An 11,813-nucleotide genomic window follows, 5' to 3' on the forward strand; every position below is an offset into this window, starting at 1 on the left:
GGCAGAGCCCCGGCACCACCGACCAGCCCGTGCCGAACCGCGCAGCGACCCCGCACCACACCACCACCCCGGCGGGAGCCAAAGGGCCCCGGGACCACCGACCGGCCGGAGCTAGGTGGTCAGGCGGGTCGGTTGGAGGCCCGTCAGGAGGAGGGTGAGGGCCTCGTCGACGGTGGAGCCGAGGTACCAGTCGCCGGTGTGGTCGATGCCGTAGGCGCGGCCCTCGCGGTCGATCGCGAGGTGGGAGCCGCCGTCGGCCTCGACGCCCAGCGGGCACAGCTGCGTGGAGAGGGCCCGGCCGAGGTCGGCGAAAGTGCGCGCGAGGTGGAGTCCGGTGAGCGGGTCGATCCGGACGGGCGTCGGGGCGATCTGGCGGCCGGGGCCGTGCGCGGCGACCGTCAGGCCGCCGAACTCGGCCCACGCCTCGACGGCGGCGGGGAAGACGGTGTGCCGGTGTCCGGCGGGCGTGGTGTGGTCCCGCAGGGCGTCGGCCCAGTACTCGGCCTGCTTGATGTCCCACCGGCCGGGTTCCCAGCTGGCGGTGCGCAGGGCGGAGTCCACGGCGACCGGGAAACGGGTGGCCGAGGAGCGGTCGTAGGACGCGGAGGCGGCGGTCATGGCTACTCGGAGGGGGTGAGGTCGACGGAGCGTACGCCGAAGTGGGCGAGGAGTGCGTCGCAGGAGCGGCAGGGCGGTGCGTAGCTGCCGTGGAGGGGGTCGCCGTCCTCGCGGATGTGGCGGGCGGTGATCTTCGCGTGCTTGAGGGAGCGGCGGGCCTCGCTCGCGGAGAGGGGTTTGCGGGAGGCGCGCCGGGAGCGGGCGCCCTCGACGGCGGTCAGGTGGCGGGAGAGCAGGATCGCCTCCGGACATCGGCCCGTGAAGCGTTCGCGCTGGCCGCTGGTGAGGGTGTCGAGGAAGTCCTGGACGAGCGGATGGAGCGCGGGCGGCTGATCGGCCTTGCCGGCGGTGCCGGTGAGGGTCTCGCCGCGCACGGAGAGGGCGGCGGCGACGGTGGGGAGGATGCCGTCGCGGCGGAAGCGCAGGACGGGCACGGCGGGGCGGCCGTCGGTACTGCTCCAGCGCAGCCGGGGGTCGCCGGCGGGGCCGGCGGCTTCGCCGGCCGGGCCGGCGGAGCCCGGTGCGCCTGTTGCGTCCGGCGCGGTGTCGCCGGATTCAGTGCGTGTTGCCGTGTTGTGCATGCGCGTGCTTTCCCTCCCGTGGCGGCGGTGGTGACCCCTGTCGCTCACGCCCCCGTACTGCGGGGACAGCCTGTCAAATGTCACCTGTCATGCGGAAGCCAGGTCGAATATTCGTATCAATTCGGATGTTCCTGGCCCTCGGGCGGGTGCGCCGGTCGGGCGCGGGTAAGGGTCTTGCCCCAGCGCATAGGCTGTGGTGAACCAGCCAGATCCAGCAGGGGGCTACCGCCATGACGACAGGTCGGCTCGGGCAGCAGGCCGCGCCACCCAACGCCGCTTACTCGGGGCAGGTCGTGCACTTCCCGGACCCGGTCCGGGCCGCTCGGCATCCCCACGGGGTGCGGATGGACGGCAATGGGCATCCGGACTTCTCCGCCTATGCGCGCGCGGCCGTGGAGATCGCCGAACCGCCGGAGGGCTTCGGCGTGGACGAGCTGCGGCTCACGGACTACGTGTCCGCGAACGCCGCGATGAAGGCCGCCGGGCACGAGCTGTGGGACACGGTCGGGCCGGTGGCGACCCCGCACGGCTGGACCTGGCACCACGTGGCGGGTTCGCGGCGCATGGAGCTGGTCCCGGTCGAGGTGAAGGCGCTGCTGCGGCATCACGCGGGCCTGGCGACGGCTCCGGTGGACCACGACAAGCGCGGGACGCGGCCGTTGCAGGAGGTGCGCCCGGCGCACCTGGGGCTGCCGAAGTCGGTGGTGTCGGTCTCCGAGGAACAGGTGCAGGGGGTCGAGGAGGACCTCGGCTACCGGCTGCCGGAACCGTACCGCTCGTTCCTGAAGGCCGCGGGCGGCTGCGCGCCGGTGGGCGCGGGCCTGGACGTGGACCTCGGTCTGCTGGTGGACCAGCCCTTCTTCACGGTGCGTGAGGAGGCGGCGGTCAACGACCTGGTGTACGTCAACAAGTGCCTGCGGGACCACCTGACGAAGGACTACCTGTGCGTGGCCTTCGCCCAGGGCGGGCTGCTCGCGCTGAAGGTCAAGGGCGAGGGCATCGGCTCGGTGTGGTTCTCCCCGTACGACGATGCCCGCGACCGGGACGGCTGGTCGGTCCAGGAGCGCGTGGAGCGGTTGTTGCTGCCGTGCGGTGCTGATTTCGACGCCTTCCTCGAGCGGCTGGCCGGCAACCCGCCGGAGCTGGAGACGGTGGCCGGTCTGATGGTGGACGGCGGATTCGCACGTTCGGTTCCGGTGTCGGGTCCGGCACCGGTGGAAGGGTGAGCGCGCGATGGTGACGTTTGCGCAGGCGCAGGAGCGCGCCGAGGAGTGGATCAACGGGGACGTCCCCGCGTACCAGCACCGGGAGGTGCGCGTACGGGAGTTCGGGCTCGGGTTCGTGGTGTGGGCGGAGGACCGCGCGGCCGGTCCCGTGTCCGGTGGTGGGCGGCAGCGGCTGGTCATCGCGCGGGACAGCGGGGAGGTGACGCTGTGGCCGGGACTGCCGGTGGGTGAGGTGATCCGCCGGTACGAGGAGGAGTACGGGGCCGTGGCCGTAGCCGTCTCGGAGGCTTCGGTTCCGCCGCCGCGGATCGACTCGGAGCAGACCTCGTTCATGCTCAGCCCGCCGGAGTGGCTGCAGGAGGCCGCGGACCGGGCGGGGATCGCGCCGAGGTCGACGCCCACGCCGGCTCCGACCGCGCCCGTCGACGCCGCGCCCGCGCCGGCTGCTGCGCCTACGCCGGCTCCTGCGGCACCGGCGCCCGCCCCGGCCGTGCCGCTGCGGCGGGGCGGTGAGATCCCGTACGAGCCCACGGCCAACGACGGCGTTCCGGCGACGGCCGCGGCTCCGGCCGCGCCCGCGGTGCCGATCGGCGCCACGCCCTGGGCGGGCACCGATGTGAACTCCGGTACGGACGACGCGTCCGTACCGCTGCCCGCGACCGTGTTCGCGCCGCCGCTGACCGGGACGGACCTGGAGGACGCGCCGTCGTCCGGGGTGGCCCCGGAGGCGAAGACCACGCTGATGCCGGGCGGCAGCCAGCTGCCGAGGACCGCGGTCGTGCCCGTGCTGGGGTCGCCGGGCGATTCGGCGGGCGGTTCGCAAGGCGGTTCGGCGGCGAGCGACATCGCCGACGCGCCGACCAGCAAGGCCCAGATCTCCCGGCCGTCGACGCCGTCGACGCCGCCGGGTCCGCCCGGTGCGCCCAGCGCGCCCGGTGGCGGGCTCGACCATGCCGCGACGATGCTGGCCGGCCCCGGTGTTCCGCAGCCCCCCGGTCCGCCCGGTGCTCCGGGCGCGGGTCAGCCGCCGGCGCCCCCCGGTCCGCCCGGGGCTCCGGGGTCGTTGGGTCGTGGGCTCGACCACGCCGCGACGATGCTGGCCGGCCCGGCCGTCACCGGTCAGCCGCCCGCGCCTCCCGGTCCGCCGGGGGCTCCGGGTGCGGGTGCGGGTGCCGGTGTGCCCCAGCCTCCCGGCCCGCCCGGGGCTCCGGGGTCGTTGGGTCGTGGGCTCGACCACGCCGCGACGATGCTGGCCGGCCCGGCCGTCACCGGTCAGCCGCCCGCGCCTCCCGGTCCGCCCGGGGCTCCCGGTGGCGGGGCCCATCACGCCGCCACCATGCTCGCGGGTCCCGGCGTACCGCAGCCTCCCGGTCCGCCCGGCGCACCCGGTGCGCCCGGTGGCGGGCTCGACCATGCCGCGACGATGCTGGCCGGCCCCGGTGTCCCGCAGCCGCCCGGGCCCCCCGGCCCGCCGCCCGGCGCGCCCGGTGGTCCCGGCGGGCAGCCTCCGGTCCCGACCGGTGCGCCCACCGTCGGCCCCGGCTACCAGGCCGTGCTCCGCTACCGCGCGCCCGACGGCTCCGAGCAGCAGCTCATCCGCCGCTCGGCGCCCGGTACCCCGCACCCGGAGTGGCAGATCCTCTACGAGCTGCGCGCGATGAACGTGCCGCCGCAGCAGGTGCTGGAGCTGCACACCGAGCTGGAGTCCTGTGAGCTGCCCGGCGGTTACTGCGCCCGGATGATCAGGGAGACCTGGCCGCAGGTGCGGATCACGAGCGTGGCCCCGTACGGCAAGGACCACGCGGGCCGCCAGCAGGGCATGCGGCACCTGCTCACGCACCAGGGCGAGCTGCATCAGGTGGCGGACGGTCCGGCGCGCCCCGCGCCGGTACGGGCGCCGCTGCCGCAGGTCCCGCTGCAGCCGGCGATCCCGCTGGAGGCGATCGGGCAGGAGCTGGCGGCGGCGTTCGGTCCGCAGGGCGTGTTCCGCTTCGACCAGCGGGCGGTGTCCCGGCAGGGCGTGCCGGAGATCGTGGCGCAGACGCTGATGTGGGCGGGTCTGCCGGTCGATTTCGGTCCGTTCTTCTGGGCGCAGGCGGTGCCCGGCCAGCCGGTGCCGACGCTGGCCGAGCTGGCCCAGCAGCGGCAGGTGCAGCCGGCCTCGGACGCGGGCTCGTACCTGGTCATCGGCAGCGACTTCGGCAAGGCGCTGTGCGTCCAGTACGGCACCGCGCACATCGTGGCGGTGCCGGTGGAGGGCGGCCCGGGAGGTGCTCCCGTACCGCCGCAGTTCGTGAACTCGAGCCTGCCGCAGTTCGTGCGGTCCCTGGCGATGCTGGGTCACATGTGGCGACTGCGCCAGCATCTGACGCCGGAGCAGGCGGGCCGTTGGACCGTGGACTTCCAGGCGAACCTGGCGGGGCTCGACAGCGCGGCGCTGTCCTCGCCGGAGAGCTGGTGGTCGGTGCTGCTGGAGCAGATGTGGGACGGACTGCTCTGATCGGCTGATCGTGTGATCGGCTGGATGGCCGGGTCGGGACCCTCGAACAGGGTCTCGGCCCGGCCATTCCGGCTTCCGGGATCAAATGGCGCATCCTTGACGGGAATCCCCGCGAGAGAGGCGCATCCCGGATGAGTGCACCCTTTGCGACCGTGCGCGGTCGTGGCTACCGGATGGAAGAGGTCGACCGGTATCTCGCCCGGCTGTCCGGGAGCCGGGACGAGGCCTGGGAGCGGGTGGCCCGGCTGACGGTCCTGGCCAAGCAGATGGAGGCGGACGCGGCGCGGCTGCGGGAGGCGGTCGCCGCGCTGGCTCCGCAGACGTACGACGAGCTGAGCGAGCGGGCCCGCCGGATCCTGCTGCTGGCGGAGGAAGAGGCGGACGCCCTGCGGACGGACGCGCGGGTGGACGCTGCGGCGACGTTGGGCGCGGCCGAGGCGCGTGCCGACCGGGCGGCGGAGCTCGCGCGGGGCGACGCGGAGGCGGTGCGCGAGCAGACGGAGGTCCGGGCCCGGCAGGGGCTGTTGCGGGCGCAGCGCGAGGCGGACGACGCGCGGTCGGGGGCGCGGGAGGACGCGGCGGCGTGGCGGGCGCAGGCGGCGGCCGCGCTGGCGCAGACGCGGCGGCGGGCGGAGGCGGAGCGGGCGGAGCGCGAGCAGGAGCAGGCGGAGCGCCGGGAGGCGGCGGAGCGGGAGTTGACGGCGCGCGAGGCGGACCTGGAGGCGCGCCACGCGGAGCTGGAGCGGCACCTCGAGGCCCGACTGGCGGAGGCGCGGCGCGAGTTCGCGGAGGCGGAGGAGTCGGCGCGGCACGGGCAGGAGGACGCGGAGGCACAGGCGGCCGAGCTGATCGCGCAGGCGCGGGTGGCGGAGGAGCGGATCGGGCGCGAGACGCGGGGGATCCTGCGGGAGCACGGGGAGGCTGCGGAGGAGATGCGGGCGCACATGAACCACGTCCGCTCCAGCCTGGCCGCACTGACGGGCCGCGCTCCGGCGGAGGGCTAGGCGGCGAGGTGTCGGGCCGGGGCCGGGGCCGGGGTGCCGCGCCGCCCCGGCGTCGTCCTGGCGGACCGTACGGACTCAGGGCGTGACGGTGGCCGTTCCCCGACGGCCGGCGGTGGTGACCGCGGGGCGGACGTGGGCCAGGAGGAGGTCCAGGAAGCGGTCCGGGTGACGGAGCGCGGCGAAGTGGGAGGCCCCCTCGATCAGTTCGAAGGCCTTCACCGGTGCCTCGACGGCGTCGAAGTACGCCTTGGCTCGCGCCGCCGGGGTGATCACGTCGAGCGCTCCCTGGAAGATGAAGAACGGCATCTCGAAGCGGGTCCCGTCGGCCAGGTCGTCGAACTCCGACGTCCCCTCGGTGACGGACTCCGAGAAGCCCTGACCGCCGAAGTACGCCTTGATCCGGCCGAGGGTGTAGAGCGGTGACAGCCACAGCGAACCGAGGATCACCTTCTTGACCGTGTCCAGGGTCAGCGGGTCGCTGCCGGCGCACAGCTTGTCGTACGAGGACCGCTGCGCGGAGGTCCAGCGCCGGGGGTCGGACCCCATCGCCTCGATCGTCGCCATGTCCTTGGTCCTGCCCGCGGCCCGCAGCCGCTCCAGCGTGCCCTCGTAGGCGGAGGTGTCCCGGCCCGCCTCCTGGACGTTCTGGTCGGTGCCGACGTACGCGGAGTAGAGCTCCGGGTGGCTGCGGGCCAGGCGCAGGCCGAGGGTGGTGCCGAAGGAGCTCGGCATCAGCACCACCTGGTCCACGCGCATCCGGTCCAGGACGTACCGGGTGACCTCCAGGGCGTCCTGGTGGAGCCGGGCGAAGGTGACCGGTCCGCCCTGGTCCGCGGGGGCGTGGGCGAAGGTCAGGCCGGCGCCGCGCATGTCCCAACGGACGAGGGTGAAGTGCTTCTCCCACTCCCGGGTGCGGGCTCCGTAGGGGGAGTTGGCCGCCCCGGGACCGTCGTGCAGCTCCAGGAGCACGGGGTTGGTGCGGTCCTCGCCGCGGATCGAGATCCACTGGTCGATCCCGCCGATGCGGACGAAGCCCTGCTCGTCGATGCCGGTCGGCGCGTCGATCCGCATGAGCGCGGCGTTCGCCGAGCGCCGCACGGCGCGGTGGCCGAGCAGCCCGGCGACAGGCGTGGCGAGTGCGGCGGTGGTGGCGGCGAGGATGACACCGAACATTACTGTTTCCCCCAGACACTGTTTTACTGGCGAGGGGAAGAGTACGCGATGCGGGCCATCGGTACACCCCCCTGGGGGAGTTCGGCGAGGAACTCCTCGATGAGCGGGGCGATCTGCGGCAGATGGGTCTCCAGGGCGAAGTGGCCCGCGCCCTCGAAGACGTGCACCTCGGCGTGCGGGGCGTCGCGGAGGTAGGCCTTCGCGCCCGCCGGGGTGAAGAAGGGGTCGCCCGCGCCCCACACGACCAGCACCGGGATCCGGGCGGCGCGCAGCCAGGCCTGCCAGGCGGGGTAGTGGGCGAAGTTCGAGGCGTAGTCGAAGGCGAGGTCGGCCTGGGCGTCGGCGCGGCCCGGCAGGCCGAGGTGGTGCACGTCGAGGGTCCAGCCGTCGGGGGAGAGGAGGCTGGTGTCGGCGACGCCGGTCTCGTACTGGAAGCGGGTGCCCTCCGGGGTGAACAGCCCCCGGACGCGCTCCTCGTTGCCGGGGACCTCGCGCCGGAGTCCGGCGAACTCGCGGGCCGCGTCCGAGAGGCCTTCCTCGTAGGCGTTGCCGTTCTGGACGATCAGGCCGGTCACCCGCTCCGGTCGGCGCGCGGCGAGCCGCAGTCCGACCGGGGCGCCGAAGTCGAAGACGTACAGGGCGAAGCGGTCCAGTCCGAGGGCGTCGGTGAAGCCCTCCACGATGTCGGCGAGCCGGTCGAAGGTGTACGTGAATCCGGCCGGCGCCTCGGTGCGGCCGGAGCCCGGGTAGTCGGGGGCGATCAGGCGGTACGGGGTGTCGCCGAGGGCGTCCATCAGGCGGGCGAACTGGTGCGAGGCGGTGGGGAAGCCGTGCAGGAGCAGCAGTATGGGGCCGTCGGCGGGGCCGCTCTCGCGGTAGGCGACGCGGACCCCGGCCACGTCGACGGTGCGGTGCCGGATGGTGGGAACGGTGCGACGAGCGGTCATCACATGCCTCCTGCGTCCTTGTTTCCATTAGTCTTGCCGGTGATCGCTAACGGGTCAAGGTGTTGCAGTAGCATTAGTCGGGTGACAGTGACCTTCCCGCTCACAGGTGAGCCCCTCGCGCTGGACCTCCTCAACACCGAGGCCGCGGTGAGCGACCTCGTCGCCGACCCGGCGGGGCTGACGGCGTGGCTGGCCGCGCAGGCCGGACGACTGACCCCCGTCGACGTCGTGGGCGCGGGCGAGGTGGCGGCCGTGCGGGCCGTACGGGAGGCCGCGCGCCCGGCGCTCGACGCCGCGCGGCGCGGTGTGCGGCCCCCGGCCGGGGCGCTCGCCGCGCTGAACGAGGCCCTGGCCGCGGCGCCCTCGCACCGCGTGCTGGCCTGGACCGGGGCGGGCGGGATCACCGCCGCGGCGCACCGGCCGGCGGATCCGGCCCGGCGGCTCGCGGCGGAGCTGGCCGAGGCGGTCGCGGAGCTGCTGACGGACCCCCGGGTGGCGCAGGTGCGCGCGTGCGAGGCCCACGACTGCGTGCTGCTCTTCCTGCCGGCGCACCCCCGCCGCCGCTGGTGCGTGGCGTCGGTCTGCGGCAACCGGGCCCGGGTGGCCCGCTATTACGCCCGCCACAAGGGCGACTAGGCCGTCCTAGAGGATCTGCTGGAGCGGAGACCTGAGGAGCTGGTCCGCGCCCGAGAGGGTGACGAAGCACAGGAGGGCCAGCTCGCCCCGGTCCAGCCGGTGCGTCTCCCAGCCGCTGGCGCGGGACCGCGCGAGCACCTCGTCCTCGCCGCCGGTCTCCCGTACGAGGCGCAGGTGGAGGGGGCGCGCCGTGAACGACAGGATCCGTCCGTCGTCCAGGGTGAAGCGGATGCCCCGGCGGCCGGGCAGCAGCGACCTGCCCGCGGTCCGCGCCGTGAACGGGACGCCGTCGAGGCCGCCGTGGACGCCGTGGCGCAGCCGCCTGCGGATGCCGTACCCGGGCAGCGCGGCGTCGTCGATCTCCAGGACGGTTTCCCCGCCGAGGAGGAACTGCCAGCGCTCCCACGCATCGGCCTTGGCGTCGGCGGTCAGTCGCGGGCCCGGTTCCCGGAACAGCGTGTAGGTGCCGTGGGCCGTGGGGATCTCGGCGTGCCGGTCGCGGCTGTGGGCGGGCTGGAGCCATGTCCGCCAGGGTGCGCGCCACGACGGCTGAAGGAGGGACGGCACGGGTCAGCCCGCGGGCTGCTGCTGGGCGGGGACGGCGGGCTTCGCCAGCGGCTCGTAGCGGTACGGATCGCTGCGCAGGCCGCGCGCCGTGACGACCACCGTGAACGGAGGTGTCCCCGGGGCCGGGAGGGTGGCGGTCAGGGCGCCCGTCAGGGGGTCGACCTGGGCCGGCAGAGGGGTGTCGTCGACGGTGAGGAGGGCCGGCGGGCCCGCGGGGTCCGGGGCGAAGCCGCCGCCCTCGACCGTCAGGCGGCCGTCCTCCAGTGCGACGTGCGTGATCACCGGGTTGGCGCGGACGGCCATCTTGTTGACCAGGTACGCGCCCGCCGGGGCGCCCGTCAGGGCCCACATCTCGGCGGGCAGGCGCGGGAGTCCGCCGCCCACGTCCGCGAGGAAGAACAGCACCACGTACAGCATCGTGACCGCGCTGAGCACGACGTACTGGAGGTCCACGAGGTCGGTGCGCCCGCTGTCGTTCGCGATCAGCTCCCGCAGCGGCCGCCGGCCCGACGCCGTCGGCCGCGCGGCGGGCTTGGCCATGCTGCCGTGTTCCACGCGCAGGCCGACCACCGCCTTCGCGGCGATCAGCGCCACGTACGGGCCGCCGAGCAGCGGCAGGTACACCGTCGTCAGGGTGGACAGCGGGCCGTCGGGACCCCGGAAGTACGCGGTGCCGCCGCCCGCGGTGAGCCCGTAGCCGAGGATCGCCAGCAGCAGCCAGACGAGGATCACCGTCCAGGCGAGGGCGAGCGCCGTCGAGGTGGAGAGGCGGCCGTCGCGGCCGGTGACGAAGCCCGGACTGCGGCCGAGCCGCAAGCAGATCGGGCCGGCCAGCGCGGCCAGTAACGCGAGTGCGCAGAGTGCGGATGCCATGTCGTCGTCCCCCCGGAAACGGTCCTGGCACGAGGGTCACTCAATGTCCCGACCATGACAAGGCGACTTTCCGTGGACGGGCTACTCTTCCTGCTCCTCGCGCAGTTCCGGCAGGACGGGGAACCGGCGCGGCGCCACGAGCAGCAGGACCAGCAGCGCGGCCACGGCGGCCGCCGTCGCGCCGAGGAAGATGTGCTCCACGGCGGCGGCCACGGCCTCGCGCAGGTAGCCGGCGGCGGCAGCGGGCAACAGCTCCGGCCGGTCCAGCGCCTTCGCCACGTCGTCCAGGTGCTCCGGGAGGCCGGGTACGGGGGCGCCCGCCAGGCGTGCGGCGATGGTGGCGTTGGCGACGGCGGCGAGCAGGGCGGCGCCCACGCTCTGACCGACCTGGCGGCAGAACAGCACCGAGGCCGTCGTCGTCCCGCGCTCGGCCCAGCCCACGGTGGACTGGACCCCGACGATCAACGGCAGTTGGAAGAGGCCGAGGGCGCCGCCCAGCAGCAGCATGATCAGTGCGGGCTGCCAGGGCCGGGCGGGGTGGGGCAGCAGCGTGAAGGAGAACAGGATCACCGCGGCGAGCGCGATCCCGACGGCCGCGGTGTTGCGGAAGCCGATGCGCCGGTAGACGTGCTGGCTGCAGGCGGCGGTGACGGGCCAGCTCAGGGTCATCACCGACATGACCAGGCCGGCGCCGACGGGGCCGAGGCCCAGCACGGACTGCGCGTAGGTCGGCATGAACACCATGGGGGCGACCATCAGCAGGCCGAGCGCCCCCATGGCCAGGTTGACGGCGGCGATGGTGCGCCGGCGCCACACCCAGCCGGGCAGGATCGGCTCCGCAGCCCGGCGTTCCACCCGGACCACGACGACGGCCAGCAGCGCGCTCGCGCCCAGCAGCCCGAGCGAGGGCGCGGACAGCCAGGGCCAGGCGACCCCGCCCTGGACGAGGGTGAAGAGCAGCAGCCCGCCGCAGGCGAAGACCGCGAGCGCGCCCGCCCAGTCGACCGGCCCCCGGCGCCCGGGCGACCGTACGGGCTCGGTCAGGTGACGGGAGACCATCCACAGGGCGAGTCCGGCCAACGGCAGGTTGATCAGGAAGATCCAGCGCCAGTGCGCGTACGAGGCGAGGAGCCCGCCGAGCGCCGGGCCGGCCACGGCCGAGGTGGCCCAGACGCTGGACATCCGGGCCTGGATCCGCGGCCGGTCCCTGAGCGGGTAGAGGTCGGCGGCCAGGGTCTGGATCGTGCCCTGGAGGGCGCCGCCGCCCAGGCCCTGGACGATGCGGAAGGCGATGAGGGCGGCCATGTTCCAGGCGGCCGCGCACAACAGCGAACCGACGAGGAAGAGGCCGATGCCGAAGAGCAGGACGGGCTTGCGGCCGAAGGTGTCGGACAGCTTCCCGTAGACGGGCAGGGTGACCGTCACCGCGAGCAGGTAGCCGGAGAAGAGCCAGGAGAAGACGGAGAACCCGCCGAGTTCGCCCACGATCTGCGGGACGGCGGTGGCCACGATGGTGCTGTCCAGGGCGACGAGGGCCATGCCGAGCATCAGCGAGGCGACCACCGGGGTCGGCGGGCGCGCGGCCGGTCCGGCCGCGGGCGGACCGCCGGTCGCGCCCTTGGCCGAAATCCCGGCCCCGGGAGTGTCGGCCGCGGGCCCCGAGGGCGTGCCGTCCGGACTCGCACCCG

The 11,813-nt window shown here is 74.6% G+C and carries 11 protein-coding genes; 4 read left to right on the forward strand and 7 right to left on the reverse strand.

Going from position 1 to position 11,813, the window contains the following annotated elements:
- Nucleotides 1-111: 111 nt before the first annotated feature.
- Nucleotides 112-618 carry an SUKH-3 domain-containing protein gene (locus OG386_RS26150; protein WP_328790145.1) on the reverse strand — a complete coding sequence of 169 codons (507 nt, stop codon included), beginning with the start codon at nucleotides 616-618 and terminating at the stop codon, nucleotides 112-114.
- Nucleotides 619-620: 2 nt separating this feature from the next.
- Entirely contained in the window at nucleotides 621-1,199 is a 579-nt protein-coding gene (locus OG386_RS26155) for a YwqJ-related putative deaminase (RefSeq protein WP_328790146.1), read from the reverse strand.
- A 230-nt stretch (nucleotides 1,200-1,429) separates the two neighbouring features.
- Between OG386_RS26155 and OG386_RS26160 the strand changes: the two genes are divergently transcribed.
- The 3 genes from OG386_RS26160 to OG386_RS26170 all read left to right on the forward strand — a co-directional run bounded on the left by OG386_RS26160 (nucleotide 1,430) and on the right by OG386_RS26170 (nucleotide 5,929).
- A complete protein-coding gene (locus OG386_RS26160) occupies nucleotides 1,430-2,425 on the forward strand; it encodes an SMI1/KNR4 family protein (RefSeq protein WP_328790147.1) in 996 nt (331 codons plus the stop codon).
- 7 nt (nucleotides 2,426-2,432) lie between these two features.
- Entirely contained in the window at nucleotides 2,433-4,925 is a 2,493-nt protein-coding gene (locus tag OG386_RS26165) for an SUKH-4 family immunity protein (protein WP_328790148.1), read from the forward strand.
- A 131-nt stretch (nucleotides 4,926-5,056) separates the two neighbouring features.
- A complete protein-coding gene (locus OG386_RS26170; RefSeq protein WP_328790149.1) occupies nucleotides 5,057-5,929 on the forward strand; it encodes a DivIVA domain-containing protein in 873 nt (290 codons plus the stop codon).
- A 75-nt stretch (nucleotides 5,930-6,004) separates the two neighbouring features.
- Here the strand turns inward: OG386_RS26170 and OG386_RS26175 are convergent, their stop codons facing one another.
- Together OG386_RS26175 and OG386_RS26180 are read right to left on the reverse strand one after the other, a co-directional pair.
- On the reverse strand, nucleotides 6,005-7,102 hold the full coding sequence (locus OG386_RS26175) for an alpha/beta fold hydrolase (protein ID WP_328790150.1): 1,098 nt from the start codon (nucleotides 7,100-7,102) through the stop codon (nucleotides 6,005-6,007).
- Between the two features lie 23 nt (nucleotides 7,103-7,125).
- Entirely contained in the window at nucleotides 7,126-8,049 is a 924-nt protein-coding gene (locus tag OG386_RS26180; RefSeq protein WP_328790151.1) for an alpha/beta fold hydrolase, read from the reverse strand.
- 81 nt (nucleotides 8,050-8,130) lie between these two features.
- Between OG386_RS26180 and OG386_RS26185 the strand changes: the two genes are divergently transcribed.
- Nucleotides 8,131-8,685 (forward strand): CGNR zinc finger domain-containing protein, encoded by a 555-nt coding sequence (locus OG386_RS26185; protein WP_328790152.1) that lies wholly within the window; start codon nucleotides 8,131-8,133, stop codon nucleotides 8,683-8,685.
- Between the two features lie 6 nt (nucleotides 8,686-8,691).
- On the opposite strand, the gene OG386_RS26190 is transcribed toward OG386_RS26185, so the two are convergent.
- From OG386_RS26190 to OG386_RS26200, 3 genes are all read right to left on the reverse strand, one after another.
- Entirely contained in the window at nucleotides 8,692-9,252 is a 561-nt protein-coding gene (locus OG386_RS26190) for a hypothetical protein (protein WP_328790153.1), read from the reverse strand.
- 3 nt (nucleotides 9,253-9,255) lie between these two features.
- Nucleotides 9,256-10,125 (reverse strand): hypothetical protein, encoded by an 870-nt coding sequence (locus OG386_RS26195; RefSeq protein WP_328790154.1) that lies wholly within the window; start codon nucleotides 10,123-10,125, stop codon nucleotides 9,256-9,258.
- An 81-nt stretch (nucleotides 10,126-10,206) separates the two neighbouring features.
- Entirely contained in the window at nucleotides 10,207-11,673 is a 1,467-nt protein-coding gene (locus tag OG386_RS26200; RefSeq protein WP_405790728.1) for an MFS transporter, read from the reverse strand.
- Nucleotides 11,674-11,813: the final 140 nt, after the last annotated feature.

This window comes from Streptomyces sp. NBC_00273 (genome assembly GCF_036178145.1).
GTDB lineage: Bacteria > Actinomycetota > Actinomycetes > Streptomycetales > Streptomycetaceae > Streptomyces.